The following is a 26152-nucleotide window of genomic DNA, read 5'->3' on the forward strand; positions in this document are numbered from 1 at the left end:
CCGACATGGTGCCCTCACGCCCCGTCCGGCAGGTAGCCGAGTTCCCGCAGGAACCCCATCATCCGGGCCTCGGCGGCGTCCCGCTGCTCCCGCAACTCCAAGAGCTTCTGGACCTCCTCGGCCACGTCCAGATCCTCCTCCTCCTCGGTCAGGTGGACGTAGCGGCTGATGTTGAGGTTGTGGTCGTTGCTGGCGATCTCCGCCATCGGCACCACGCGGGCGAGGCGATCCACATCGGCATAGTCGTGATACGCCTGGGCGAGCGTGGCGACGTCGGCGTCGGACAGGTGGTTCTGGGCCTTGCCTTCGATGAACTGCTCGGCCCCGTTGACGAACAGCACCTTGCCCTTGCGGTCCTTCGGCTTGGACTTGCGGACGATCACGATGCAGGCGGGAATCCCGGCCCCGTAGAACAGGTTGGGGGCGAGGGAGATCACCGCCTCGATCAGGTCGTCCTTCAACAGACCCTCGCGGATGCGGCCCTCGGCCCCGCCGCGGAACAGGATGCCGTGGGGCAGCACCACCCCCAGCATGCCGTCCTGCCGCAGGCTGGCGACCATATGCTGCACGAAGGCGAGGTCGCCGTAGGATTTGGGCGGGCATCCGTAGCGGTCGCGGCCAAACCGGTCGCCCTTGCTCCAGACCTCGTGACCCCAGTCCTTCAGGGAGAAGGGCGGGTTCGCCAGCACGCGGTGGAAGGTGCGGATCGCCTTGGTGCCGTCGCCGGTCAGATGTTTCGGGTCCAGCAGCGTGTCGCCACGGGCGATGTCGAAGTCCTGGATGTCGTGCAGGAACAGGTTCATCTGGGCGATGGCCCAGGTGTTCAGGTTCTTTTCCTGCCCGCACAGGGTCAGGCTGCGGGCGTTTTTGCCCTGCCGCTCCAGATGGTGAAAGGCTTCTAGCAGCATGCCGCCGGACCCGCAGGTGGGGTCGTAGATCGACATGCCCTCCGCGGGCCGCAGGCACTCCACCAGCAGCCGCACCACCATCTTCGGCGTGTAGAACTCGCCGCCCTTCTTGCCGGAATCGTCGGCGAACCGCTCGATCAGGTATTCATACGCCTGCCCCAGAACGTCCGGCTCCACGTCGGCGTTGCGGAGGCGATGCTTCTCGAAATGCTGGAGCAGCTTTTCAAGCGACGCGTCAGGGAACCGTTCCTTGTTGTTGAAGTCCACGTCCTGGAAGACGCCCCGCAAGGCATGGTTGGCGTCTTCGACGGCGTGGAACGCGGCGTTCAGGGCGGTGCCGATGTCGGTGGACAGCTTCCGCACATCCTTCCAGAAATACCCCTCGGGGATGTGGAAGCGGTGCTCGTCCCGGTCGGCGGCCAGAGCGGCGTCGCCATATTTGGCCATCCGCTCCTCGTACTCCTCCTCCCACACGTCGCAGAGCCGCTTGTAGAACAGCAACCCAAAGATGTAGTGCTTGTAGTCCGACGAATCGATGGAACCCCGCAGGATATCGGCGGCTTTCCACAGATGGGATTCAAGCTGGTCCAGGGTCAGAACGGCCATCGCAAGCCCAACGTCTCTTCAAAAGTGTGCAAGGCGGCGGCACTCTATCAGACCGGGTGCGGCAGGCAACGGCGTTGACCGGAAACGGGGCTGCGGCAGGGTGGCCGGCTCAGTCCTCCTCGTCGAAATCTTCGTCGGGGTCCGGGTACTGGGGCGGGGCCTTGCCGACCGACGCGACCACCCTCGGGTAGCGTTTGCGTGGCTCCCGCTCGCCGAGGGCCAGGACCTCGACCTGGAACCGCCACTCGTCCCCGTAGTCGAACAGGAACGTCATCGCCTTCCCGACCTTCGGGAACGCCTGGGCCACCGTCGTCTTCTTGACGCTGAGGGAGTCGCCGCCCTCGCCCATGTTGGCCCCCATGTCGGCAAAGAGTTCATACCGGGGCTTGGCGTCGTAGATGTGGCCGGTGAGCTTGGCGAAGAACCCGAAGGCGTGGTCCATGTCGAAGGCGTAGGCCCGGACGATGGCTTCGGCAAGGTCGTAGAGAGAGCGGTCGCTCGGGATCTCGATGTCCCGGTAGAGCTTGGGCCGAAGGGCGGCCCGGACGATGTGGGTGGTGGCTTCGGCCATGGTGTCGTCCTCCTGCCGGTGCGGCGGCCCGCCGCGTCATGCCTGCGGCAAACTCTCCCGGATGTCGGGGACGCCGGCCAGGAAAACGGCGTCGGACTGGTGATTGACGTAGGCGAGGAAGATGTACTCGTTCCAGTGGTTGGCGGTCGGGCCGAACTTCAGCAGGACTTCGGCGTCCACGGCTTTCCGTCCTCCGGTTGCAGCCATTCGGGCGACCTCGCGGGCGATGTAGTCAAGGAACCGTTGCTCCGTCCCGTCCAGCACCACGTAGGGCGTGGTGATCACCACATGATAGCCGATGTCCGGGACCGGCGGGGGCAGCAGGCGGGTGTACCAGAGTTGGCCGGGCTCCCCGAGGTATCCCGTCGCCGAATGGCACCGCAGCACCTGCCGGGTCACGATGTCCTTCAACAGCACCAGCGGGCCGTCCATACCCATGTGAACATGGAAGCCCATGCGGGACTCCTGCATCGGCCGGACGATGTCGGCGATCCAGGACGGCATGCCGGTGGTTTCCGCCACCCGCAGGATGCAGGTCCCCATGGTTTCCCGGCTGGACCCGAACTGGAGGTCGAAAAAGGCCCACATGTTGAAGTGGCTCGCCGTCAGGGGGCTGATCGGTGGCCCGTCCGGCACGTACTCATCCTCCGCCTTCGCCACCGCCTTGGCGTACCCCTTCGCCTCGGGCATGGCGGAGATCGCCTCGGCGAACATCGATACCAGCGTCAGTCCCTGGGCATAGAAGGCGAAGGCGGGATCGTAACCCTGCTCGACAAGGTCCTTGAAGCGGCTGCCGTCGAGACCGGCCTCAACGGCACGCTCCCGGCTCGCCCGAAACGCGGACAGGTCGATGACGTTAGAGCGGATCTGGGTCGCCACCTTCCGGGCGATCTTGTCGGCGACGCTTCCCATAGTGGCTCCTGCTGTCGGTTTGGCCCACGCCTCAGTGCGTGTGGACGTGGTGGGCATCGGGGAAGTGGGCGTGCCGGTGCCGCAAACGTCCGTGGCGGTGCCGGTGGCTGTGCGGCTCGGTCACCGGGCCGTCGTGACCATGCTGGTGGTGCTCGTCATGGACATGCGGGTGATCGTGTTCGATCTCGTCGTGGACATGCTCATGGTCGTGGTCCTCGGTCAGGTGCAGCCAGACGCCTATTCCCATCAGGACCGCCGCAACGACCAACCCGACCGTCAGCGGCTCCCCGAACATCGCCAGGGAGGCGATGCCTCCAACGAAGGGGGCCGTGGAGAAATACGCTCCCGTCCGGGCGGCGCCGATGTACCGCAGGGCGAACACGAACAGGACGAGGCTGACGCCGTAGCCCAGCAGCCCGACCAGCATGGCCGCGACCATCGTCGGCACGGCGGGCATGCCGTCGCCCAGCGCCAGGGCGATCCCGACATTGACGCCCCCGGCGACCAGCCCCTTGATGGCGGCGATGTCCATGGGGTCGGCCAGGGAGACCTTGCGGGTCAGGTTGTTGTCCACCGCCCACATCAGGCAGGCAGCGGCAACCGCGGCCGCTCCCCATCCGCCGGCCCAACCGTTTGCCCAACCGCTTTCGATGTCCACCGGTCCGCCCCAGGACAGCACGACCGCCCCCGCGACGATGGCGATCATGCCGGCGACGAGCCGCCGGTCGAAGCCTTCCTGGAAGACGAACCACGCCAGGAGAGCGGTGAACACCCCTTCCAGATTGAGCAGAAGCGAGGCGCTCGATGCCGGCGTGGCCGCCAGGCCGGACATCAGCAGCACCGGTGCGGCGATCCCCCCGGCCAAGACGGCGCCCAGCAGCCAGAACCACTCGGTGCCGCGGATGCTCCGTTCGCTCCACTCCGCCGAGACCACCAGCCCACGGACCAGCCGGACCAGCCCCAAACCGGTTCCGGAGCCGAGATACAGCAGGCCCGCCAACATCCAGGGCGACAGGTCATGGACCAGCAGCTTCGCCAGCGGCGTGCTGACGCCGAAGAGCACGGCAGCCAGAATCGCGGTCATCGAACCCGTTCGAACCATGGGAGCCGCACCCGTCCGGTGGCTGGAAAAACCCGCCACCCGACAATGACGGATCTCAGCCGTTCTCCGCCAGCACCGTCCCGGCCAGATAGAGCGAGCCGCAGATCAGGACGCGCGCCGGTCCCGGACGATTTGCCACGAGATCGGCCAGGGCGGACTCCACGCCATCGGAGGCCGCATGGTCGCGGATGCCGCAGAGTTTGGCGGTCTCGCAGGATTCCTCCGCGGTGAAGCTGGCTTCCTCGCCGGGGATCGCCACCGCGCGCAGGGAATGGGTGAAGGGAGCCAGCGGGCCCAGGAACTCGAACGGGTCCTTGCTGGACAGCATGCCGTAGATCACGAACAACGGCAGGGCAGCCCCGCCGCCTGATTGGACGCGCGACCAGTCGACCGCCTGCCGGGCCAGCACCTCACCCGCCGAATCGTTGTGGCCGCCGTCCAGCCACAGTTCCCAGCCCGGCGGCAGGCTTTCGGCCAGCGGGCCGCGGGTCAGGCGCTGCAGCCGGGCCGGCCATTCGACGGTGGCGAGCCCCTTGCGCACCGCCTCGTCGTCCACGGCCAGCGGCAGGTGGTCCAGACAGGCGATGGCGACGCCGGCATTGGTGATCTGGTGGACACCGGCCAGCCCCGGCATCGGCAGGTCGAGCTGCCGTTTGGCGCTTTCGAAGCGGAAGCCATCCGGTCGCTCCTGCACCGACCAGCTCTGGATGGGGGCGGCGATGGCGTGGGCGCGCAGCTTCAGCGCCCTGAGCGCGTCGGCCTCCGGCTGCGGGGCCAGCACGACCGGAACGCCCGGCTTGAAGATGCCGGCCTTCTCGCTGCCGATCTCCAGCAGCGAGTCGCCCAGGAACTGGCGGTGGTCGTAGGAGATGCGGGTGATCGCCGTCACCGCCGGCTTCGCCACCACATTGGTGGCGTCCAGCCGCCCGCCCAGCCCGGTCTCCAGCAGGACCACGTCGGCCGGGACACGGGAGAAGGCGAGAAAGGCGGCGACCGTCGTCACCTCGAAGAAGGTGATCGGGTTGCCGGCGTTGGCGATCTCGCACTCCTCCAGCAGGGCGGCCAGATGGTCGTCGTCGATCAGCCGCCCACCCTGATCCCCGCCCAGCCGGATGCGCTCGTGAAAGCGCACGAGGTGCGGCGAGGTGTAGACATGGACGCGGTAACCGGCCGCCTCCAGCATCGCGCGCAGGAAGGCGATCGTCGATCCCTTGCCGTTGGTGCCGGCGACATGGACCACCGGCGGCAGCTTCCGCTCCGGATGGTCCAGCGCCGCCAGCAGACGGTGCACCCTATCCAGCGACAGGTCGATGACCTTGGGATGAAGCCCCTTCAACCGGTCCAACACCGGGTCGGAACGGGTCGCGGCCGGCCGGGAGGGCGGATTGGCCAGCGGAAGGGAGGCGTCGGTCATGATCGTCTCTGGTCGGGGGCTGGGGGTTGGCGGTCAGTCGTCGCCGGCCTGGACCGGAGCCGCCGGCTGGGCAGCGGTCTGTTGAGAGGACGCCTGCTGCGTCGCGACCGGCTGGGCCGCAGTCGCCTGTGTGGCTGGCTGCGTGGCCGGCTGCGTCGCCGACTGGGGCATCTGGGCCGGCTCGCCGTCGGCCGCCTGGACGGCGGTCAGGTCGAGGTCCTCCACCACCGCGTCGATGCGCGGCGTCATCAGCAGTCCGATGGTGCGGACCAGCGTCGGGCGCAGGTCCCGGCGGTGGACGACCATGTCGACCATGCCGTGTTCCAGCAGGTATTCGGAGCGCTGGAAACCTTCCGGCAGGGTCTCGCGGATCGTGCTCTCGATCACGCGGGCGCCGGCGAAGCCGATCTGCGCGCCCTTCTCGGCGATGTGGATGTCGCCCAGCATGGCGAAGCTGGCGGTGACGCCGCCGGTGGTCGGGTCGGTCAGCACGACGATGTAGGGCAGGCCGGCTTCCTTGACCATCTCCACCGCGATGGTGGTGCGCGGCATCTGCATCAGCGACAGGATGCCTTCCTGCATGCGGGCGCCGCCCGAGGCCGGAACGACGATCAGCGGCGCGTTCTTCGCCACTGCCAGGCGGGCGGCGGTCAGCAGCCCTTCGCCGACGGCGATGCCCATCGACCCGCCCATGAAGCCGAAGTCGAAGGCGGCGACCACGGCGGCATGGCCGCCGATCCGCCCCTCGCCCACCACGATGGCGTCGGTGCGGCCGGTCTTCGTCTGGGCTTCCTTCAGGCGGTCGGTGTAGCGCTTCTGGTCGCGGAACTTCAGCGGATCGGCGACCGACTTCGGCAGCTCGACACCCTCATAGGCGCCGTCGTCGAACATCGACTCCAGCCGCTTGATGGGGTCCAGCCGCATGTGGAAGCCGCAATGCTGGCAGACGTGCAGGTTCTCTTCCAGATCACGGTGGAACAGCATCGACTCGCAGCTCGGGCACTTGTGCCAGAGGTTGTCGGGCACTTCCTTGCGGGCGTAGAGCGCGCGGATCTTGGGACGGACGTAGTTGGTAAGCCAGTTCATGGAACGCCTTTCAACGACATGGCGGTATGCCGAAGCCCGGCGCCGGCTGGACATCGGGTCCGTGCCGCACCGGGCTCTTCAGCCGTTCGTCGCCATGAGCGATCGTGTTGCAGGTGTCGTAAAGCTGTTTGCCGTCGTTGTAAACCGTCCGTCCCTCAGCCCCGCGCCGCGCGCACCCCGGCGGCCAGTTCGCGGACGAAGGCCAGCACGTCCTCGACCGTGCCCGGCTTGACACCGCCGGATACGTCCAGACCATCGGCCAGACGGGTGACGATGGCGGAGCCGACCACGGCGGCGTCGGCGACGCGGGCGACCTCGGCGGCCTGGTCCGGCGTCTTGATGCCGAAGCCGACGGCGACCGGCAGGTCGGTGTGGCGCTTCAGCCGGGCGACCGCCGCGTCGATAGCGGTGTTCGACGCGCTGGCGGTGCCGGTGATGCCGGCGATCGACACGTAATAGACGAAGCCCGACGTGTTGCGCATCACGGCCGGCATGCGTGCCTCGTCGGTGGTCGGCGTCGTCAGTCGGACGAAGCTGACGCCGGCCTGCACCGCCGGGATGCACAGCTCCTCGTCCTCTTCCGGCGGCAGGTCGACGACGATCAGGCCGTCCACCCCGGCCGCGCGCGCGTCGGCCAGGAAGGGCTCCACCCCATAGGCGTGGATCGGGTTGAAATAACCCATCAGGATGATCGGCGTGTCGGCATCCTGCTTGCGGAAGCCGCGGACCATCTCCAGCGTCTTGCGCACCGTCATCCCGGCCTTCAGCGCGCGCAGCGAAGAGGCCTGGATCGCCGGGCCGTCGGCCATCGGATCGGTGAAGGGCATGCCCAGTTCGATCAGGTCGGCGCCGGCGGCCGGCAGGCCGTTCAGCACCGACTGCGACACGGCGGGATCGGGGTCGCCGGCGGTGATGAAGGTGACCAGACCGGCGCGTCCCTCCGCCTTCAGCGCGGCAAAACGGCGGGCGATGCGGCCATCGGCCCCAACATCGGCACTCTTCATGTCGGCACTCACAGTTCCACTCCCAGATGCTTGGCGACGGAGAAGATGTCCTTGTCGCCGCGGCCCGACAGGCACAGCACCATCAGGTGGTCCTTGGGCAGTTTCGGTGCGCGCTTGATCACTTCGGCAAGGCCGTGGGCAGATTCCAGCGCCGGGATGATGCCCTCGGTGCGGGCGCAGAGCTGGAAGGCGTCCAGCGCCTCCTGGTCGGTGGCATAGGCGTATTCGACGCGGCCGACGTCATGCAGCCAGCTGTGCTCCGGCCCGATGCCGGGATAGTCGAGGCCGGCGGAGATCGAGTGGCCTTCCAGGATCTGGCCGTCCTCGTCCTGCAGCAGGTAGGTGCGGTTGCCGTGCAGCACGCCGGGACGGCCGCCGTTGATCGAGGCGGCATGGTCGAGCGGCCCCTTCTCGATGCCGCGGCCGGCGGCCTCGACGCCGATCATCTGCACCGACGAGTCGTCCAGGAAGGGGTGGAACAGGCCGATGGCGTTCGACCCGCCGCCGACGCAGGCGACCAGGCTGTCGGGCAGCCGGCCTTCCTGTTCCTGCATCTGGGTGCGCACCTCGTCGCCGATCACCGACTGGAAATCGCGGACCATGGCGGGATAGGGGTGCGGGCCGGCGGCGGTGCCGATGATGTAGAAGGTGTCGGAGACGTTGGTGACCCAGTCGCGCAGCGCCTCGTTCATCGCGTCCTTCAGCGTGCCGCTGCCCGACGTCACGGGACGGACCTCGGCGCCCAGCAGCTTCATGCGGAAAACGTTGGGCTGCTGGCGGGCGATGTCGGTCTCGCCCATGTAGATGACGCAGGGCATGTTGTAGAGCGCGCAGACCGTCGCGGTCGCCACGCCGTGCTGGCCGGCGCCCGTCTCGGCGATGATGCGGGTCTTGCCCATGCGCCGGGCCAGCAGGATCTGGCCGATGCAGTTGTTGATCTTGTGCGCGCCGGTGTGGTTCAGCTCCTCGCGCTTGAAGTAGATCTTGGCCCCGCCCAGCTGCTCGGTCAGGCGCTCGGCGTAATAGAGCGGGTTGGGGCGGCCGACATACTGCTTCAGCTGCTGGCGCATCTCGCCTTCGAAGGCGGGATCGGCCCGCGCCTCGCGATAGGCCTTCTCGACCTCCAGGATCAGGGGCATCAGCGTCTCGGCGACGAAACGGCCGCCAAAGATTCCGAAATGCCCGCGCTCGTCGGGACCGGAGCGGTAGGTGTTCAGTTTGGTCATCGTCTGCGGCACTGCCTGAAGTCGAAGGAAAGCCGGGATAGGGCTCGGTCTTGCGGGCGGCATCGGGTCCGGACGCCGGCCAAGCGCGCCACCATACCGGTGGGACGCGCCGATTTGAAGCGCCGGGCCACGGAAATCCGCGATTTCCACCCGTCCGCAAACATGGAGCGGGGCTTTGCATGGACAAGGCCGCGCCCTTACACTGGCGCCTCCTTTATTGCGGAGCATGCTTCCGATGACGCAGCGGACGCCGCCGTCGCTTCTCCCCACGGATCTCCAGCCGGTTCCCCGCCGGATTCTGGTGGTGGAGGACAGTCCGCTGAACCAGATGCTGGTCACCGCCATCCTTGCCCAGGCCGGCCACCGCGCCGACACCGCCAACAATGGGCTGGAAGCGGTGATGGCGGCGCAGGCCGGCGGCTATGACCTGATCCTGATGGACTTGTCGATGCCGGAGATGGACGGGCTGACCGCCACGCGGCTGCTGCGCGACCTGCCGGGGCCGGCCGGCCGGGTGCCGGTGGTCGCCATGACCGCCGACACCGAGGAGGCCGACCGCGTCCGCTGCCAGGACGCCGGCATGAACGACCATGTCGCCAAGCCGGTGGACCGGGCGTTGCTGCTGGAGACGGTGGAGAAATGGCTGCGCCTGTCCCTGTGCTCCGAGCCACCCGCCGGCGGATCGGCCGGTTTCGGCCCCTGCGCAGCGGCAGCTCCCGAAGCGGCGGGCGAGGTGCTGGACCGCGAGGTGCTGGCCCAGCTGGCCCAGGATCTGGATGCGGAGTTGCTGGCCGACGTGCTGCGGCAGTTCGTGGAGGAAACGGGGGAGCGGGTGGCGCGCATCATGGCGGAGACCGACCCCGCCGTCCTGACGCGCGAGGCGCACACGCTGAAAAGCACCGCCGGGACCTTCGGCGCCCGCGCCCTGTGCAGCGCCGCACGCGCGTTGGAGATGGCCTGCCGGGCCTCGCTTGGGGCGGAAGGAGCTGAAAGGCGGGGAGACGGGGCGGCGGACACGGTGGAAGGGCTGCGCGGCGAGATTCCCCGGCTGGCCGGGGATGCCATCGCGGCCTACCGCGCCGCCGGGTATCCGGTCTGACTCAGCGGGGACCCGTCACTCGACGACGCTGATGTTCACCGCGGAGTCCTTGCCGTTGTTGCCGCGCTCTACCTCGAATTGAACGCGCTGGCCTTCCGACAGGGCATGCAGGCCGGAGCGCTGGACCGCGGTGATGTGCACGAACACGTCCTTCGAACCGGCCTCCGGCGCGATGAAGCCGTACCCCTTGGTGGTGTTGAACCATTTTACGGTGCCGTTGGTCATGAGCCTCCCCCTAGTCACTGCGAGACAAGTCTTTAGCAAAACGGATTGGTCCAGAATCGCCGGCATCGGCCGCGCCATGAGGTCTGCCGGGCAAGCGGAACCAAGACATTGTGCGGGGAGGCTAGCCGCATGCTGTGGTTGCGGGCAATTCCGTCTCACGGCATAGGACAAAGGATGACGAAATCCCGAGTGGAATTACGACCAAGGCGACGGGACTTTGTCGAAGGGTATTAGCCCATTTCTTGACGGCTTCCCGACTTCTTCAGGAAATCCTTGCCGAAATAAAGGGTTAGAGCTTCCCTTCGGCCTGCCAGGCCAGACGTTTGCGGTAGATCGTGGACGCGCTGATCTGCAGCAGGGCGGCGGCGCGCGGGATGTTGCCGTCGCAGGCGGCGATGGCATCCTCGATGGCGTCCTTCTCCACCTCCCACAGGGGCTTGATGGAGTCGGGGGAGGGGGGGACATGCGGGCGCGGCGCCGGGGCGGCACCGCCCGCCGCCAGGGCGGGTGCTGCGGCGGGAACCACGGGCTGCGGCGTGCCCAGCGGCGGCGGCAGCATCTCCGGCGTCACCGTGTCGCCGTCATGCAGGACCGCGACGATGCGCACGACATTCTGCAGCTGCCGGACATTTCCCGGCCAGTGGTAATGGCGCAGCGCCTGTTGCGCTTCGGGGGAGAAGCTGGTGAAGCCCTTCTTCTCCTCCTTCGCGAATTCCGCCAGATAATGGCGGGCGATCCCCAGCACGTCGTCCTCGCGCTCGCGCAGCGGCGGCAGGTGGATGGGGATGACGTGCAGGCGGTAGTACAGATCCTCGCGGAACCGTCCCTCCTCCACCTCGCGCAGGGGGTCGCGGTTGGTGGCGCAGACGATGCGCAGGTCGACCTTCTCCAGCTTCGACCCGCCCACGGGCGTGAAGGTGCCGGTCTGGATGAAGCGCAGCAGCTTGGTCTGCAGGTCGGGCGCCAGTTCGCAGATCTCGTCCAGGAACAGGGTGCCGCCGTCGGCGCGCGACGCCGCGCCCTCGCGGTCGGACACCGCCCCGGTGAAACTGCCCTTCACATGGCCGAAGATCTCGCTTTCCATGAGATCCTTCGGGATGGCGCCGCAGTTGATGGCGATGAAGGGCCTTGCCGCCCGCTGGCTCTGGCGGTGGATCGCCTCGGCGCAAACCTCCTTGCCGGTGCCCGACTCGCCGGTGATGAAGACGGTGGCGCGCGAGGAGGCGGCGCTGTCGACGATGCGGTAGACCGCCTGCATCGCCAGCGACGAACCGATGAAGCCGTGATAGCGGGCGCGGTTCAGGTCCTTCTCGAAGGTGTCGACCAGCTGGGCCAGCCGCAGACGCTCCATCGCGTTGCGGACCGTCACCACCAGCCGGTCGGCGGAGAAGGGCTTCACCAGGAAATCATAGGCGCCGTAGCGCATCGCCTCCACCGCCGCCTTCACCGAGCCGTGGGCGGTGATGACGATGACCGCGCAGGGCAGGGCCTGGGCGTCGATGCGTTTCAGCACCTCCATCCCGTTCATGTCCGGCAGCTGCAGGTCCAGCAGCACCACCTTGGGCGCGCCGTCGTTCAGCTGCGCCAGCGCGTCGGCCCCCGTCTCCACCGAGATGACGGTGTGGGATTCCTTCTTCAGGTATTCCGCATAGACACGGGCCAGCGACGGCGTGTCTTCGATCAGCAGGACGGGGATGGAACCGGGCGGCATGCTGTGGGCGACACGCAGAGGTAGGGGCAGGGCTGGTCCTATTGTCTAACAGATATTTCTGAAAATCCCACCCCCACGCGCATGCACTGGCCGGCGGGCGCATCGATATCCACACAGGGATATCCCTGCCGGACCGGATATGTCGCGGTGCCGCCGCTTGCCGGGGGAGGCGCGATGAACTATCAGCAGCGGACATCGAGGTGTCGGGACGAGGGGGGTTCGCCATGGCCGATTACGCCATTCTGGCCGGCAAGCGCGTGCTGCTGGTCATCGCCGGCGGCATTGCCGCCTACAAGAGCCTGGACCTGATCCGTCGCCTGCGCGAACGGGGCGTGACGGTGCGCGCGGTGCTGACCGAGGCCGGCGCCCGCTTCGTCACGCCGTTGTCGGTCCAGGCGCTGACCGAGGACACCGTCTACCGGGACCTGTGGTCGCTGACCGACGAATCGGAGATGGGCCACATCCGCCTGTCGCGCGAGGCCGACCTGCTGGTGGTGGCGCCGGCCACCGCCAACCTGCTGGCGCGCATGGCCGCCGGCATGGCCGACGATCTGGCCGCCACCGTCCTGCTGGCCACCGACAAGCCGGTGCTGGTCGCCCCCGCCATGAATGTGCGGATGTGGCAGCATGCCGCGACCCAGGCCAACATGGCGCTGCTGGAAAGCCGCGGCGTCCGGCGCGTCGGCCCGAACGAGGGCGTGATGGCCTGCAACGAATACGGCCCCGGCCGCATGGCCGAGCCGATGGAGATCATCGACGCCATCGCCACGATTTTCGCGGAGGACTCGCATCGCCCTCTCGCCGGCCTCCCATTGACCGGCCGCCGCGCCATCGTGACCAGCGGCCCGACGCACGAGCCGATCGACCCGGTGCGCTACATCGCCAACCGCTCGTCGGGCAAGCAGGGGCACGCCATCGCCGCGGCCCTGGCGAAGCTGGGGGCGGCGGTGACTCTGGTCAGCGGCCCGACCCGCCTGCCCGACCCCGCCGGCTGCAGCGTCGTCCATATCGAGACGGCGCGCGAGATGCTGGCGGCCTGCGAGGCGGCGCTGCCGGCCGACATCGCGGTCTGCGCCGCCGCGGTCGCCGACTGGCGCGTCGAGGGCCCATCCGACCGCAAGCTGAAGAAGGACGGCGGCGGCCCGCCGGCACTGGCCTTGACCGAGAACCCCGACATCCTCGCCACCCTGTCCAGGCCCGGGGAGGGCCGCCCGGCGCTGGTGGTCGGCTTCGCGGCGGAGACCGGCGACGTGCTGGCCTACGCCACCGCCAAGCGCGCCCGCAAGGGCTGCGACTGGATCGTCGCCAACGACGTCTCCCCCGGCACCGGCACCTTCGGCGGCAGCGACAACACCGTCCACCTGATCCGCGCCGACGGCACCGAATCCTGGCCCACCATGCCCAAGGACGCCGTCGCCGCCCGGCTGGCAGAGGCGGTGGCGGGGCATTTCGCAGGGAAGTAGCGTCTACCCGGTGCCTCCACCCGACAGTCAAACTCAGGAAATTGCCATGTCCCCCACCGTCGCCTTCCTCCGCCTGCCCGGCAACGACGACCTGCCGCTGCCCTCCTACGCCACCGAGGGCGCCGCCGGCTTCGACCTGCGCGCCGCGGTGCCGGCGGATGAGCCCGCCGTGCTGGCTCCTGGCAAGCGGATGCTGGTGCAGACCGGCTTCGCCGTCGGACTGTCGGCGGGATGGGAGATGCAGATCCGGCCGCGTTCCGGTCTGGCGGTGAAGAACGGCGTGACGGTGCTGAACACGCCGGGCACCGTCGACTGCGACTATCGTGGGCCGGTCGGCGTCTGCCTGATCAATCTGGGGGAAGAGCCCTTCACCATCGCCCGCGGCGACCGCATCGCCCAGGCGGTGATCGCCCCGGCCCCCCAGGCGGCGCTGATCGAAGTCACGTCGCTGGACGAGACCGCGCGCGGCACCGGCGGCTTCGGGTCCACCGGCGTCGCCTGAGAACTCCATCCCCCGCCTTCGTTTCTGTGGCATGATCGCCGCGCCGGAAGGGGTATGACGCAGCGGGCGAAGCACCCCCTCCGGCACTGGCGGCGGGCGAGGGGGTGGTCATGCGGAGTCCCCGGCGGAGCGTGGCGTTCCGCATCCTGGCAGGATTGACGGTCATCGGCGGGCTGGCCGCGGCGACCAGCGTCGTCGCCGTCTCGCTGTTTTCCCGCTTCCACCAGGGCTACGAGCAGATCGCCACCGCCAAGGTGCCGGGGCTGGTCGCCGCCGCGCAGCTGGTGCAGCAGAGCGGCGCCGTGGCCGCCATCGCCCCCGCGTTGGTCGCCGCCCAGGACCAGACCGCGCGCGAGGCGGTGATGGCGCGGATGGGCGACCAGATCGTCCGGCTGGAACAGCTGATGGCCCGGCTGATCGCACACGGCGGGCAAGGGAGCGGCGGCCAAGGCAGCGGTTCCCAGGCGAATGGCGGCCAGGCAAACATTGGCCAAGGAAACGGTGGTCAGGCCGATCTGGGCGAACTCGACCGCCGCAAGAACGAGCTGGTCGGCACGCTGCTGACCCTGAACGCCCAGGTCCGGCAGCAGCTGGCCCTGACTGCGGAGACGAACGCCCGCGCCCAGGCATTGGCCGCCCTGACCGGCCGGCTCGGCGCCGCCGAGTCGCGGGAGGAGGAGGCGCCCTGGCCGATGGAGACGCGCTCCGGCCTTCCGGATGCCGAGGCGGCGGAGCGCAGCCGCGACGCGCTGGAACGCTGGCGCCGGGACCTGACTGCGGCGGCCACCACGCTGCTGGCCGCCCTGCGCGCCGACCGCGACGGCCAGCTGGACGGATTCCAGGCCGAGACCCGCATGGCGCTGGACAATGCCGCCGCGGCGCTGGCCCTGCTGCCGCCGGACCGCGCCGCCCGGCTGCAGCCGCTGCAGCGCGAGGTGGAGGAGGCGGCCTTCGGGCGATCCCCCCTGTTCACCCTGCGCGCGGCGGAGCTGTCGCTGCAGCGGGCGGTCAAGCGGTCGGCTGCACGCAATCAGGCGGTGTCGGACCAGCTGGTCGGCATCGTGTCCGACTATTTCCTGGCGGTGGAGCAGGACGTCGCCCGCCGCTCATCCGAATTCGAGCGGGTGATCCGCGACGGCGAGCGGGCGGTCATCGCCATGGCGCTGCTGTCCATCCTGGGCGCCGCCGCGATTTTCGCCTACATCCACCGCAACGTGGTGGCGCGGCTGCGCCGGCTGCGCAGCGCCATGCAGGCGGTGGAGACGGCCGAGCCGGCGGCGATGCCCGACCTCGACCTGCCCCCCGCCACCCCGTCCGGCAGCCGGGACGAGATCGGCGAGATGGCCCGCGCGCTGGCTTATTTCGTCACCACCATCCGCGCCCGCGAAAGCGCGCTGGCCGACGGCGAGCGGCGGCTGCGCACCATCCTGGAGCAGAGCCCGGTCGGCGTCTCCATCGGCCGCACCGACGGCACCGTCGCCTTCGCCAATGCCCGCGCCGCCGAGCTGGCCGGCCGGCCGCTGGACGCGTTCGTCGGCAGCCGCCACGCGCTGGCGCTGCCGGGCGCCAGCATCAGCCGGGGCGGAGCGGGGCAGGGGCAGGGGCAGGGGCAAGTGCAAGGGCTGGGGCATGAGGTGGAGGCGGGCGGCGTGGTGGTGCGCGACGCGGAGGTGGCGGTCGACCGGCCGGACGGCAGCCGGGTCTGGGCCCTGCAGACGCTCCAGCGCACCAGCTTCGAGGGCGAGCCGGCGGTGCTGGCCTGGAGCTACGACATCACCGCGCGCAAGCAGGCGGAAGAGGCGTTGCGCGCCGCCAAGGAACAGGCGGAGATCGCCGCCCGGTCGAAGGCGGAATTCCTGGCGACCATGAGCCACGAGATCCGCACCCCGATGAACGGCGTGCTCGGCATGCTGGAACTGATGGCGCTGACCCCGCTGGACGAGGAGCAGCGCACGCTGGTCTCCACCATGCGGGAGAGCGGGGCCGCGCTGCTGCGGATCATCGACGACATCCTGGATTTGTCGAAGATCGAGGCCGGGAAGCTGGACCTTGAGGAACTCGACCTGCGCCCGGCCGAACTGGTGGAGGGGGTGGCCGACCTTCTGGCGCCCCAGGCCCACCAGAAGGGGTTGGCCCTGATCTGCGACATCGACCGGTCGGTGCCGGCGCGGCTGCGCGGCGATTCGGGCCGGCTGCGCCAGATCCTGTTCAACCTGACCGGCAATGCCATCAAATTCACCGACCGCGGCCGCGTGGTGCTGCGCGTCCATGCCGCCGGGTCCACGCGTCAGGATCATGTCAGCCTGCATGTGGCGGTGGAGGACACCGGCATCGGCATCGGGCCGGAGGGGCAGGCCCGGCTGTTCCAGCCCTTCAGTCAGGCCGACAGTTCCACCACCCGGCGCTTCGGCGGCACCGGGCTGGGGCTGGCGATTTGCACCCGCCTGATCGAACGGATGGGCGGACGGATCGGCCTTGAGTCGGTCCCCGGCCGAGGGTCGACCTTCTGGTTCACGGTGGATCTGCCGCGGGGGGAGGATCCCGTCTTGCCCGCCCCGGCGCCGCTGGCCGGACTGGCCGTGCTGGTCGCCGACGAGGATGACGTGCAGCGCGACGTGCTGGCCCGATACCTGGAGCAGGGTGGGGCGACGGTGACCGCCGCCGCCACGGTGGCCGATGCGGCGTCCCGACTGGGGCGCGGGGGGGTGGGGCTGCTGGTCACCAGCGGGGCGATGGCCGGACGTCTGGAACCGCTGGCCGGCGCCTGCGGACCCGGACTGCCGCGGCTGCTGCTGGGCGACGGGCGGGGAAACGGTCCCGCGGCCGCTTCGCCCCACGGCGGACCGGGCGGGCTGGCCCAGCCGGTCCACCGCGCCGCCCTGATCCGCGCCGCCGCCCTCCTGACCGGCCGTGCAGCACCCGACGCGGACCGTGCCGGCGTCCCGGATGCCGCCCCGGATGCCGCCCCGGATGCCGCTGCGGAGCGGTCCGGACAGCCGCTCGCCATCCCGGCCGGCACGGGAGAGGGAGAGCGTGGCAGCCCGCCGGCCCGCGGCCCGGTCCTGGTGGCGGAAGACCATCCGACCAACCAGCAGGTCGTTCTGCGCCAGCTCCGCCGCCTGGGCTGCGCGGTGGATCTGGCGGCCGATGGGGAGCAGGCGCTGGCGGCATGGCGGGCCGGCCGCCACCGGCTGGTCATCACCGACTGCCACATGCCGGTGATGGACGGCTACGAGCTTGCCCGCCGCATTCGGGCGGAGGAGGTCGGGACCGGCCGGCGCACCGCCATCGTCGCCATGACCGCCAATGCGCTGTCCGGCGAGATGGAGCGCTGTCTGGCCGCCGGCATGGACGATTACCTCGCCAAGCCGGTGACGCTCGCCCAGCTGTCGCAGGTGCTGGCCCGGCGGCTCGACCCCCCTCCCCGCCCGCCGGAGGCGAAGGTGCCGCCGGGACCGCAACCCTCCCACCCGCCCGACGACTCGGCCCTGCCGGTGCTCGACCTCGACCACCTTCGCGAGACCTTCGGCGGAGGCCGGGAGGACGGCATCGATGGCGGCACGCTGGACATGATGGACTTCTTCATCGAAACGACGCGGCCCACCCTGGACCGGGTGCGGCAGGCGCTCGACGCCGGGGAGATGGAGGAGGCACGGGCGGCCGCCCATTCCGCCGCCGGGGCGGCACGCACCGCGGGCGCGCGGGTGCTGGCCGCCGCCTGCACCGCGCTGGAGCGCGCGATCGTGAACGCGCAGCTGGAGGAGGTGGAACGCCATGCCCACGCGATGGCCGCTGCCTTCCCGGAGGTCGAAAAAGCGATTCACGAGCTCCGTCACACGAAAGAGACGGTGCCCCAGCCGGAAGAGAGCATAGCGTGACCGGACGTGTTGGGGCGAAATCTACCTGGACGGGAAGGGCAACCCGAAAAGGCGCACGGTGGACGCGAGTTGCTTGTCGGTGGGGTATGGCTGAACTACTCTGGATATCTTGATTCATTTCGACTGATTCAGCCGGGCCGTCGACAAGCCCGGCGATCCGGGGGTGGAAAGCGTGGTCGGTTTCGCTGGCTTCTTTTGGAACAAGGAAACCCGGCGCGAGGCCGAACATGCAGCCGCAGACCGCGACCGCTGGCGGGCGATGCTCGCCGCCTCTCCCTATCCCTGGTGCGCCTGGACCGAATCGGGCGGGGGCGCCTTGTCGGACGAGGCGGCGGCCCTGCTGGACATCTCCAAGGCCGACGCGTTGCCGGACGCGGTGCCGTCGCCAGACTTCGCTGCCGCCCTTGCCCGCCTGCGCCGCGACGGCGAGCCTTTCCGGTGCGAAGGGCTGGCGCCGGATGGCCGGCGACTGGTGCTGACCGGCCGGCGCGGCTGTGCCGGCGACAGCTGCTGCGACGTGGTGTGGATCGAGGACGTCACCATCGCCCGCGACGCCGCGCAGGACGCGACCCGCCGTCACGAGAAGGAAACCGGGGTCGCCCGCTCCCGCCTTGCGGAGCTGCAGGCGATGGCCGACGCCCTGCCGATCCCGGTGTGGATGCGCGACCGCTCCTTACGGCTGTCCTGGTGCAATCGCGCCTATGCCCGCGCCGTCGACAGCGATCCGGACAACGTGGTGACGGAAGGACGTGAACTGACCGCCACCGGTCCGGCCCTGGCCGAACGGGCGCGCAGCGGCGGCTTCGCCCAGTCCGACCGCGCACCCGTGGTGATCGGCACCGAACGCCGTTTGCTGGAGGTGACGGAAGCGCCGCTGCCGCTGACCGACGGCGGCGGCACGCTGGTGGTCGGCTATGCCCTGGACCTGACCCCGCTGGAGGAACTGCGCGGCGAACTGGACCGCCACCTGACCGCCCATGCAGAGGTGCTGGAACGGCTCGGCACCGCCATCGCCATCTTCGGTCCCGACACCCGCCTGACCTTCTTCAACCAGGCCTATGCCCGGCTGTGGGACCTGGACGAGGCGTGGCTGCGCACCGAACCCACCAACGCCGAGTTGCTGGAGGAGCTGCGCGCCCGCCGCCGCCTGCCGGAATATGCCGACTACCAGACCTTCAAGCGCGAGCGCCTGACCCGCTACACCCATCTGGTGGAACCGCTGGAGGAGATGCTGCACCTGCCCGACGGCACCACGCTGCGCCATCTGGCCGCTCCCCATCCGCAAGGCGGGCTGATCACCATCCTGGAGGACGTGACCAACACGCTGGCGCTGGAATCCTCCTACAACACGCTGATGGCCGTGCAGCAGGAGACGCTGGACAATCTGGCGGAGGGCATCGCGGTGTTCGGCGGCGACGGCCGGCTGAAGCTGTCCAACCCGGCCTTTGCCCGCATCTGGGATCTGGCGGACGGCGACCTGCACGGCGAACCGCACATCGCTGACGTCTTCGAACGCATGCGCCCGCTGCTGGAGATCGCGCCGCCGGACAAGGCCGGCGAGGCCGCCGCCTCCGGCTGGGAAGCCCTGAAGGAGGAACTGATCGGCGCCACGCTGGAACGCAGCGTCCGCTCCGGCCGGGTGGAGCGCAGCGACGGGTCGGTGGTGGAGTTCTCCACCCTCCCGCTGCCCGACGGGGCGGTGCTGAACAGCTATCTGGACGTGACCGACGGCGCCCGGCTGGAGACGGCGCTGCGGGCCTCCAACGCCGCGCTCGAGGCTGCCGACCAGTTGAAGAGCGAGTTCATCGCCAACGTCTCCCACCATCTGCGCACGCCGCTGAACGGCATCATCGGCTTTGCCGAGGTGCTGGCGAACCAGTATTTCGGCGAACTCAACGCCCGGCAGATGGAGTATGTGCGCAGCATGCTGACGGCCGGAGAGCGGTTGCTGGAACTGATCGACGACGTCGTCGACCTGACCAGCCTGGGGGCCGGCGTGAACACGCTGGAACGCGAGACGGTCAGCCTGCCCGACCTGCTCGACTCGGTGGCCAGCCTCACCCGCGAATGGGCCCGGCGCGAAGGACTGCGCATGGAGGTCGTGGCACCGGAGGCATTGGGCGAGATCGAGGGAGACGGCAAGCGGCTGAAGCAGGCGCTGTTCACCCTGGTGGTCGGTGCCATCCGCAACCCGCCGCACGACCGCCGCATCCGGCTGGCCGGCGAACGGCTGAACGGCAGCATCACCCTGTCGGTCAGCGGCGCCGCTCCGCCGGACGCCGATCCGCAGGGTGCGGCCGCACTCGGCGTCTCGCTGGCGCGCAACGTGATGGAGTTGCATGGCGGCCGGCTGGAACTGGATGAATCCGGCGGCACCGGCGTCTACCGCAGTGCCCATGTCCGCTGCATCATGCCGGTGCGCGCGCCCGCCAACGGCGTGAAGGCCGGGTGACCGGGACCCAAGCCCCGCCGCCGGCGTTATCCTTGTCCATCCGATCCCGTGCAGTGCGGAGCCGCCGACGATGCCCAAGCCCCTGACCCTGTCCATCCCCCATTCGCTCGGCCGGGCGGAGGCCAAGCGCCGGCTGGTCGACGGCATGGGCGAGGCGCGGGCCCGTCTCAGTGCCGTGGCGGCCAGCGTCGACGACAGCTGGACCGACGACCGCCTGAACTTCCGCGTCGTGGCGCTGGCCCAGACCATCGCCGGCCACATCGACGTGCTGGACGACAGCGTCGAGATGGAGGTTCAGCTGCCCTGGGCGCTGGCCCTGCTGGCCGACAAGATCAAGAACAAGGTGTCCCGCCAGGGCACGCTGATGCTGGAGAAGAAGTAAGGATCGGGGGAGGTGCGGGCTGACGATGCCCCCACCTAACCTCCCCCGCTGGGCGGGGGAGGGACTGCCGCCACCTTACTGATCAACCACTTGCCCCCTCCCCCGCCCAGCGGGGGAGGGTTGGGGTGGGGGCAATCGAAGCCCGCACCTCCCACCCCATCCTTACCTCCACTACCCCTCAGACGGCTCCTCCACCCTGCGGCGGGCGAGCGGGTGGTGGTCGTGCATGACCTTCTTCAGCCGCTCCGTCACCACATGGGTGTAGATCTGCGTCGTCGCGATGTCGGCATGGCCCAGCATCTTCTGGACTGACCGCAAATCGGCGCCATGATCCAGCAGATGGGTGGCGAAGGCATGGCGCAGGACGTGCGGGCTGACCTTCTCCGGGTCGATGCCGGAATCAATGGCCAGCTGTTTCAGCAGCTGGGCGAAGCGCTGGCGGGTCAGGTGCCCTTCGGCGGAGCTGCGTGACGGGAACAGGAAGGGGCTGTGCCCGGCCTCGGCACCGGCGGCCGGCGGAATGAAATGGCCGCGCAAGGGGATGTAGGCGGCCAGCGCCGCCAGCGCCGGGTCGGACAGCGGGACCATCCGCTCCTTGCCGCCCTTGCCGCGCACCAGCAGGCCGCGGCCGTCCCGCATGATGGCGGTCATCGGCAGGCCGACCAGCTCCGACACGCGCAGGCCGGTGGCATAGAGCACCTCCAGCAAAGCCACCAGCCGCAACCCTTCCGGCCCGCCGCGCGCCTCGGCGGTGGACAGCATGGCGCCGACCTCCGCCTCCGTCAGGATCTTGGGCAGCGGGCGGCCCTGCTTGGGGCTGTCGAGCGGGGAGGCGGGATCGTCGACCCGCCGGCCTTCCGACAGCAGGAACCGGTAGAACTGCCGCATCGCCGACAGCCGCCGCGCCACCGTGCGCGGGGCGCCGTCCTTGCTCTGCACCGCCAGATAGGCCCGCAGATCCTCGGTGCCGGCCGCCTCCAGCGCCACGCTGCGCTGGGCGAGCCAGCGTCCCAGATCGGCGAGGTCGCGCTCATAAGCCAGCCGCGTGTTCACCGCCGCCCCGCGCTCCGCCGTCAGCATGTCGAGGAAGGCGTCCAGATGCGGGGAGGTGGCGAGCGGGCGCGGCTTGCACGGCCGGCCGCGACGCTTGGCGGGACTCTTGGTGGCGGTCATCGTCGTGGCAGGCTTTCGGTGCATGAGGTCATTGCGCGCCCCGCTCGGAAAAGGCGGAATCGGGAACGGCGGGTCCGGCGATGGCCGCCATCGCTTCGCGGGCGAGGGCGCGGGCGTCCGGCTCCAGCCCGACAGCCTTCAGGTTGGCCGCCACCCGCGCGGTGACCACCGGCGGCAGGCCGGCCGGCCCGGCCTCCCCCAGCAGGAGCAGGGCGGCGACCACCGTCTCGCCGACCCGCCCGCCGGCGGCGGCATCGCCCAGCCGCTGCCACAGCGCCGGATCGACCCCGGCATCGCTGCCGCTGGGCGGACCGGCGCCGTCGGTGGCCTGCATCCAGGCCTCGTCCGGTACCATCACGCCTGTCGCCTGCAGAAGGGCCAGCTGCCCGGCGATGCGGCTGCGGGCAGGACCGTCGGCACCGCGCAAAGCCTCCTCCAGCCAGGCGGTCAGCGCGCGCGGATCCTCGGCGCCGCGCCCTGTCGCCACGACCGCCAGCGGCCACAGCCAGGCGGTGTCGGCGCTCCGCCCGCTGCGCAGGGCCAGATCATGCCAGCGCCGCGCCTGATCGAGGCGCCCTTGCGCGTAATAGAGCCGTGCCGCCGCCGGGGCCAGGGTCGCGGCGTCCCCGCTCGGCGACACGGTGTCGAGCAGCCCGGCCGCGCCGCCGCCGACCGGCCCGGCGCGCAGGCGCGGGTCCACCAGCTCCACCGCCAGGGAGGCCAGCGCGACGCGGCGCTGCCCGTCCATCGCCGCCGCCATCGCCTGATGGACCAGGGCGCGGGTGCGGGCGCCGCGGTCGCGCCGGGCGATGTCCCTCACCCGCAGCAGTTCATCGCCCGACGGCGGCACTTGGACATAGAGGTCGAGCAGCTGGCGGGGGTCGAGGAACAGGGAGGCCGCCGCCCGTTCCCCGGCAGCGGCGCGGGTGGCGGGATCGGTGGACGGGTTGGTGGCGATGGCGGCCAGAGCCGGCGGATTGTCCAGCGGCAGCCGGTCGGGCGGAATCCCGATCCGCGCCGTCCGCATCGCGGCCAGCGTCAGCGCCAGCCCGTCGGGATCGCCCTGCAGGATCAGCGAGCGGGCAGGGGGCGGCGCGGCGCCGGCCAGGGCGTCGGCCACCATCAGGAACGGGTCGGACCGCCGGGCGCCGCTCCGTAGGCTCGCCAGCGCCTCGTCCGTGCCGGCGCGGTTGCCGACGCGGGCGTGGCAGAACAGCGCCAGCCTGGTCCAGTAGGCGGAGGCGAAGCTCTTGCCGCGGGCGAGCGCGCGGGTGCAGTCCAGGCCGCCGCGCACCAGTTCCGCATCGGTCAGCGCCTTCGCCGCCGCCTCGTCCGCCGCCAGCGCCGCAGGCAGCAGCGCCGCGAGATCGGCCGCTCCGGCGGGATCGCCGATCCGCGCCAGCTTCTCGATGCGGAGCGCGCCGAAGCGGCGGGGCGGCGGCACCTCCCCTTCGGCCACGGCCGGCGACCCGGCGCTCAGCAGCAGCCGGCGTTCCAGCGCCTTGACGGTGGGGGAGGGGGTGTCGACCGGAAGGGCGGCGATCAGCGGCAGAAGCTCCGCCCGGCCGATGCCGCGCCAGGGGTCGGCACCCAGCCCCTGCAGCCCGCTCAGCGTGCCCGCCCCGTCCGGATCGGGCGCACCCAGCGCCTCGCGCGCGACCGGCGCCGGCCGCGCCACCACGGGGGACACGGACGGCGGCGGGACGACCGCGGGCGGGTAGGCCGGAACGACGACGGGCGCAGCCGCAGGTGTCGCGGCAGGGGGCGGAGAGGGAGACTGGGAGGAAGCAGGCGCCTGCATCCCGGCGTCAGGCGTCAGCCGGATCGGCGGGCCGACGACCTGCGCCGCGGCGGACGCCATCCAGCCGCTTGCCGTCCAGCCGGCCGCCAGCAATCCGGCCAGCAGCAGGGTGGCCGAAAACGGGGAGCCCGAATGCGGAACGGCCCCGGCCGATGGTCGGGGTTCAGCGCGGGAAGCGCTCATCCGGCAGAACCTTCTCCACCGTCTTCGATGGAGCCGGCAGGTCCCACGAGGCGAGGAAAACCATGCCACCGGCGATCACCAGCAACAGCAGGACGATGAGGATCGAGAGAAACCGGCTCATGGCACCAAGGACGCGTTGTGTCGGAAAACAGCGGATCGGAGCGGAGCTACCATGCCCGGCAGTCGCAGGGCTTGGGACAAGCAATGGCTTTTCTGCTAAAGCATCCGCACCCCGGCCGCGGCGGACCCGGCGACCGGGAGCACCGCCGACGGAGACACCGTTCGGCGGCGGCGCAGTGTAGCCACAGGTTGGACCGCCGCGCAACCCGCCCACCTGGCTTTTCAGGCCGGCTTTCCGGACGGGCTTTCCGGGCCAGCTTTCCGGGAGGGCGCCTGGGAGCGCGCTTGTGCCGGCCAGCTTTCGGCGGGTATGAGTGTTGTCTGTTTCAGCGGTATGACGGCTGTCCCGCTGGATCGGGCGGACAGCGGAGTTGCGGGTACGGGTGGCGGATCAGATGGATGTGACGGGATTGCACAAGGCGATGACGGCCCTGCTTCCGGAGACGGGGGGCGGAGCGGCGGAGGACAAGGCACCGCTGCTGCCGCGCACCGTGGTGCTGGTCGGGCTGATGGGCGCCGGCAAGAGCGCCATCGGGCGCCGGCTGGCGACACGGCTCCACCTGCCCTTCCGCGACGCCGACACCGAGATCGAGGCCGCAGCCGGCTGCACCATCGCCGAGATCTTCGCCCGCGACGGCGAGCCGGTCTTCCGCTCCGTCGAGCGCCGCATCATCACCCGCCTGCTGAAGGACGAGCCGGTGCACATCCTGGCGACCGGCGGCGGCGCCTTCATGGACCCGGACACCCGCGCCGCCATCCGGCAGTACGGCCTTTCGGTCTGGCTGCGCGCCGAACTGGACGTCCTGGTCGCCCGCACCGCGCGGCGCACCCACCGCCCCATCCTGAACCAGGGCGACCCGCGCGCCATCCTGGGCCGGCTGATGGAACAGCGCTATCCCGTCTATGCCGAGGCCGACCTGACCGTGGTCAGCGACGAACGCCCGCCCGACGTGACGGTGGAACTGGTGATCGACGCGCTGGAGGCCCATTTCGGCGTCCAGCTCCCCCACCGCCAGCCGCGCGGCGGCCGGACCGCCAAGGCCGACGCCCCCTGACGCCGGTCCAAACCCCTTCCTGAAACTCCAGCTTCGCGGACTGCCCCGATGACCTCCGTCTCCGCCACCACCCCGGCCGCACTCGACACCGTCCGCCTGGAGCTGGGCGCCCGCAGCTACGATATCCTGGTCGGCGACGGCGTGCTGGCCGATGCGGGCGAGCGCATCGCCGCCGTCACCCGCGGCCGGGCGCCCATCGTGGTGACCGACGCCAACGTGGCGCTGCTGCATCTGGACACGCTGAACGCCGCGATGCTGGCGGCAGGGATCGCGCCGCAGCCGGCCATCGTCCTGCCGGCCGGCGAGAAGACCAAGGACTTCGGCCATTTCCAGCAGCTGATGGACGACATCCTGGGCCGCGGGATCGAGCGGTCGACCGTCCTGCTGGCGCTGGGCGGCGGGGTGATCGGCGACATCACCGGCTTCGCCGCCGCGTCGGCCCTGCGCGGCATCGACTTCATCCAGGTGCCGACGACGCTGCTGTCCCAGGTCGACAGCTCGGTCGGCGGCAAGACCGGCATTAACAGCCGCCACGGCAAGAACCTGATCGGCGCCTTCCACCAGCCGCGTCTGGTCATCGCCGACACCGCCACGCTCGACACCCTGCCGCGGCGCGAGGTGCTGGCCGGCTATGCCGAGGTGGTGAAGTACGGACTGATCCGCCAGCCCGACTTCTTCGCCTGGCTGGAGCGGAACGGCCGGCGGGTCGTCGACGGCGACAGCGACGCCCGGCGCCATGCCGTGACGGTCAGCTGCCGCGCCAAGGCCGACATCGTCGGCGTGGACGAGCGCGAGAGCGGCGACCGGGCATTGCTGAACCTGGGTCACACCTTCGGCCATGCGCTGGAGGCGGCGACCGGCTTCGGCCAGACCCTGCTGCATGGCGAGGCGGTTGCGATCGGCATGGTGCTCGCCTTCGACCTGTCGGTCCGGCTGGGGCTGTGCCCGGCGGAGGATGCACGCCGCGCCCGCGCCCATCTGGCCGAAGTCGGGCTGCCGGTGCGCCCGGCCGACATCCCCGGCGTCGCCTGGGACGTGGACGGGCTGGTGCGGTCGATGGCCAAGGACAAGAAGGTGCAGGACGGACGCATCACCTTCATCCTGGCCGACCGCATCGGCAACGCCTTCACCCGCCGCGACGTCGATGCCGCCGCCGTCCGCTCCGTTCTGGAAGAGGCGGTGACCCCGGCCTGATCCCGGCGCCTCTTATTGGTGAATTTGCGGATAGTCAGTCTTTCGCACAATAGCGGCGCTCGCCGTTGCCCGCCCATACTCCCGG

21 protein-coding genes are annotated in these 26152 nt (G+C 70.2%); 8 read left to right on the forward strand and 13 right to left on the reverse strand.

What is annotated here, in order from left to right; all coding sequences use genetic code 11:
• Positions 1 to 14: 14 nt before the first annotated feature.
• The 8 genes from ACWPKK_RS12015 to trpB form a co-directional block, all read right to left on the reverse strand.
• A complete protein-coding gene (locus ACWPKK_RS12015) occupies positions 15 to 1514 on the reverse strand; it encodes a type I restriction-modification system subunit M (RefSeq protein WP_452004152.1) in 1500 nt (499 codons plus the stop codon).
• A 109-nt stretch (positions 1515 to 1623) separates the two neighbouring features.
• Complete coding sequence (locus ACWPKK_RS12020) at positions 1624 to 2085, reverse strand: IS1096 element passenger TnpR family protein (protein ID WP_452004154.1); 462 nt, start codon at positions 2083 to 2085, stop codon at positions 1624 to 1626.
• A gap of 36 nt (positions 2086 to 2121) precedes the next feature.
• Complete coding sequence (locus tag ACWPKK_RS12025) at positions 2122 to 2997, reverse strand: hypothetical protein (protein ID WP_452004157.1); 876 nt, start codon at positions 2995 to 2997, stop codon at positions 2122 to 2124.
• Between the two features lie 31 nt (positions 2998 to 3028).
• Positions 3029 to 4081, reverse strand: a complete 1053-nt coding sequence (locus ACWPKK_RS12030; RefSeq protein WP_452004160.1) for an EamA family transporter — start codon at positions 4079 to 4081, stop codon at positions 3029 to 3031.
• A 73-nt stretch (positions 4082 to 4154) separates the two neighbouring features.
• Positions 4155 to 5513, reverse strand: coding sequence for a bifunctional folylpolyglutamate synthase/dihydrofolate synthase (locus ACWPKK_RS12035; RefSeq protein WP_452004163.1), 1359 nt, complete (start codon positions 5511 to 5513; stop codon positions 4155 to 4157).
• Between the two features lie 33 nt (positions 5514 to 5546).
• Positions 5547 to 6599 carry an acetyl-CoA carboxylase, carboxyltransferase subunit beta gene (accD, locus tag ACWPKK_RS12040; RefSeq protein ID WP_324869318.1) on the reverse strand — a complete coding sequence of 351 codons (1053 nt, stop codon included), beginning with the start codon at positions 6597 to 6599 and terminating at the stop codon, positions 5547 to 5549.
• Positions 6600 to 6754: 155 nt separating this feature from the next.
• Complete coding sequence (gene trpA, locus ACWPKK_RS12045; protein ID WP_452004166.1) at positions 6755 to 7603, reverse strand: tryptophan synthase subunit alpha; 849 nt, start codon at positions 7601 to 7603, stop codon at positions 6755 to 6757.
• A gap of 8 nt (positions 7604 to 7611) precedes the next feature.
• Positions 7612 to 8829: a tryptophan synthase subunit beta gene (gene trpB, locus ACWPKK_RS12050; protein ID WP_452004168.1), complete on the reverse strand. Its 1218-nt coding sequence runs from the start codon at positions 8827 to 8829 to the stop codon at positions 7612 to 7614.
• Between the two features lie 235 nt (positions 8830 to 9064).
• Between trpB and ACWPKK_RS12055 the strand changes: the two genes are divergently transcribed.
• Entirely contained in the window at positions 9065 to 9928 is an 864-nt protein-coding gene (locus ACWPKK_RS12055) for a response regulator (RefSeq protein WP_452004171.1), read from the forward strand.
• Positions 9929 to 9943: 15 nt separating this feature from the next.
• On the opposite strand, the gene ACWPKK_RS12060 is transcribed toward ACWPKK_RS12055, so the two are convergent.
• Both ACWPKK_RS12060 and ACWPKK_RS12065 read right to left on the reverse strand, forming a co-directional pair.
• The gene (locus tag ACWPKK_RS12060; protein WP_109152670.1) at positions 9944 to 10153 is read right to left on the reverse strand and encodes a cold-shock protein; all 210 of its coding nucleotides are present in this window, start codon (positions 10151 to 10153) and stop codon (positions 9944 to 9946) included.
• A gap of 289 nt (positions 10154 to 10442) precedes the next feature.
• Entirely contained in the window at positions 10443 to 11864 is a 1422-nt protein-coding gene (locus ACWPKK_RS12065) for a sigma-54-dependent transcriptional regulator (RefSeq protein WP_324869314.1), read from the reverse strand.
• A 224-nt stretch (positions 11865 to 12088) separates the two neighbouring features.
• On the opposite strand from ACWPKK_RS12065, the gene coaBC reads away from it, so the two are divergent.
• The 5 genes from coaBC to ACWPKK_RS12090 all read left to right on the forward strand — a co-directional run bounded on the left by coaBC (position 12089) and on the right by ACWPKK_RS12090 (position 20541).
• A complete protein-coding gene (coaBC, locus tag ACWPKK_RS12070; RefSeq protein ID WP_452004176.1) occupies positions 12089 to 13327 on the forward strand; it encodes a bifunctional phosphopantothenoylcysteine decarboxylase/phosphopantothenate--cysteine ligase CoaBC in 1239 nt (412 codons plus the stop codon).
• 46 nt (positions 13328 to 13373) lie between these two features.
• Positions 13374 to 13829, forward strand: a complete 456-nt coding sequence (dut, locus tag ACWPKK_RS12075) for a dUTP diphosphatase (RefSeq protein WP_452004179.1) — start codon at positions 13374 to 13376, stop codon at positions 13827 to 13829.
• A 131-nt stretch (positions 13830 to 13960) separates the two neighbouring features.
• Complete coding sequence (locus ACWPKK_RS12080; RefSeq protein ID WP_452004181.1) at positions 13961 to 17707, forward strand: ATP-binding protein; 3747 nt, start codon at positions 13961 to 13963, stop codon at positions 17705 to 17707.
• 172 nt (positions 17708 to 17879) lie between these two features.
• On the forward strand, positions 17880 to 20159 hold the full coding sequence (locus ACWPKK_RS12085) for a PAS-domain containing protein (RefSeq protein WP_452004183.1): 2280 nt from the start codon (positions 17880 to 17882) through the stop codon (positions 20157 to 20159).
• A 70-nt stretch (positions 20160 to 20229) separates the two neighbouring features.
• Entirely contained in the window at positions 20230 to 20541 is a 312-nt protein-coding gene (locus ACWPKK_RS12090; RefSeq protein WP_310111048.1) for a polyhydroxyalkanoic acid system family protein, read from the forward strand.
• A 171-nt stretch (positions 20542 to 20712) separates the two neighbouring features.
• Here the strand turns inward: ACWPKK_RS12090 and ACWPKK_RS12095 are convergent, their stop codons facing one another.
• Genes ACWPKK_RS12095 through ACWPKK_RS12105 form a run of 3 tightly spaced genes read right to left on the reverse strand, consistent with a single transcriptional unit; the run spans position 20713 to position 23819 of the window.
• Positions 20713 to 21714 carry a site-specific tyrosine recombinase XerD gene (locus tag ACWPKK_RS12095; RefSeq protein ID WP_452004186.1) on the reverse strand — a complete coding sequence of 334 codons (1002 nt, stop codon included), beginning with the start codon at positions 21712 to 21714 and terminating at the stop codon, positions 20713 to 20715.
• Between the two features lie 28 nt (positions 21715 to 21742).
• Complete coding sequence (locus tag ACWPKK_RS12100) at positions 21743 to 23698, reverse strand: hypothetical protein (RefSeq protein WP_452004188.1); 1956 nt, start codon at positions 23696 to 23698, stop codon at positions 21743 to 21745.
• Positions 23679 to 23819, reverse strand: a complete 141-nt coding sequence (locus ACWPKK_RS12105; RefSeq protein ID WP_167331734.1) for a hypothetical protein — start codon at positions 23817 to 23819, stop codon at positions 23679 to 23681. Before ACWPKK_RS12105 ends, ACWPKK_RS12100 begins: the two co-directional genes overlap by 20 nt.
• 421 nt (positions 23820 to 24240) lie before the next feature.
• Between ACWPKK_RS12105 and ACWPKK_RS12110 the strand changes: the two genes are divergently transcribed.
• Together ACWPKK_RS12110 and aroB are read left to right on the forward strand one after the other, a co-directional pair.
• Positions 24241 to 24873, forward strand: coding sequence for a shikimate kinase (locus ACWPKK_RS12110; RefSeq protein WP_452004190.1), 633 nt, complete (start codon positions 24241 to 24243; stop codon positions 24871 to 24873).
• 48 nt (positions 24874 to 24921) lie between these two features.
• Positions 24922 to 26067, forward strand: a complete 1146-nt coding sequence (gene aroB, locus ACWPKK_RS12115) for a 3-dehydroquinate synthase (protein WP_452004192.1) — start codon at positions 24922 to 24924, stop codon at positions 26065 to 26067.
• The last annotated feature ends 85 nt before the right edge of the window (positions 26068 to 26152 follow it).

The organism is Azospirillum largimobile, assembly GCF_977007025.2.

What these genes read in the sequence shown, in the direction of transcription:
- dut (WP_452004179.1), top strand. Translation starts at nt 13,374, where the DNA reads ATGTCCCCCACCGTCGCCTTCCTCCGCCTGCCCGGCAACGACGACCTG.
- ACWPKK_RS12060 (WP_109152670.1), bottom strand. Translation starts at nt 10,153, where the DNA reads ATGACCAACGGCACCGTAAAATGGTTCAACACCACCAAGGGGTACGGC.
- aroB (WP_452004192.1), top strand. Translation starts at nt 24,922, where the DNA reads ATGACCTCCGTCTCCGCCACCACCCCGGCCGCACTCGACACCGTCCGC.
- ACWPKK_RS12025 (WP_452004157.1), bottom strand. Translation starts at nt 2,997, where the DNA reads ATGGGAAGCGTCGCCGACAAGATCGCCCGGAAGGTGGCGACCCAGATC.
- ACWPKK_RS12020 (WP_452004154.1), bottom strand. Translation starts at nt 2,085, where the DNA reads ATGGCCGAAGCCACCACCCACATCGTCCGGGCCGCCCTTCGGCCCAAG.
- ACWPKK_RS12030 (WP_452004160.1), bottom strand. Translation starts at nt 4,081, where the DNA reads ATGACCGCGATTCTGGCTGCCGTGCTCTTCGGCGTCAGCACGCCGCTG.
- ACWPKK_RS12105 (WP_167331734.1), bottom strand. Translation starts at nt 23,819, where the DNA reads ATGAGCCGGTTTCTCTCGATCCTCATCGTCCTGCTGTTGCTGGTGATC.
- ACWPKK_RS12095 (WP_452004186.1), bottom strand. Translation starts at nt 21,714, where the DNA reads ATGACCGCCACCAAGAGTCCCGCCAAGCGTCGCGGCCGGCCGTGCAAG.
- ACWPKK_RS12090 (WP_310111048.1), top strand. Translation starts at nt 20,230, where the DNA reads ATGCCCAAGCCCCTGACCCTGTCCATCCCCCATTCGCTCGGCCGGGCG.
- trpA (WP_452004166.1), bottom strand. Translation starts at nt 7,603, where the DNA reads ATGAAGAGTGCCGATGTTGGGGCCGATGGCCGCATCGCCCGCCGTTTT.
- ACWPKK_RS12055 (WP_452004171.1), top strand. Translation starts at nt 9,065, where the DNA reads ATGACGCAGCGGACGCCGCCGTCGCTTCTCCCCACGGATCTCCAGCCG.
- trpB (WP_452004168.1), bottom strand. Translation starts at nt 8,829, where the DNA reads ATGACCAAACTGAACACCTACCGCTCCGGTCCCGACGAGCGCGGGCAT.
- ACWPKK_RS12100 (WP_452004188.1), bottom strand. Translation starts at nt 23,698, where the DNA reads ATGAGCGCTTCCCGCGCTGAACCCCGACCATCGGCCGGGGCCGTTCCG.
- coaBC (WP_452004176.1), top strand. Translation starts at nt 12,089, where the DNA reads ATGGCCGATTACGCCATTCTGGCCGGCAAGCGCGTGCTGCTGGTCATC.
- accD (WP_324869318.1), bottom strand. Translation starts at nt 6,599, where the DNA reads ATGAACTGGCTTACCAACTACGTCCGTCCCAAGATCCGCGCGCTCTAC.
- ACWPKK_RS12035 (WP_452004163.1), bottom strand. Translation starts at nt 5,513, where the DNA reads ATGACCGACGCCTCCCTTCCGCTGGCCAATCCGCCCTCCCGGCCGGCC.
- ACWPKK_RS12015 (WP_452004152.1), bottom strand. Translation starts at nt 1,514, where the DNA reads ATGGCCGTTCTGACCCTGGACCAGCTTGAATCCCATCTGTGGAAAGCC.
- ACWPKK_RS12110 (WP_452004190.1), top strand. Translation starts at nt 24,241, where the DNA reads ATGACGGCCCTGCTTCCGGAGACGGGGGGCGGAGCGGCGGAGGACAAG.
- ACWPKK_RS12065 (WP_324869314.1), bottom strand. Translation starts at nt 11,864, where the DNA reads ATGCCGCCCGGTTCCATCCCCGTCCTGCTGATCGAAGACACGCCGTCG.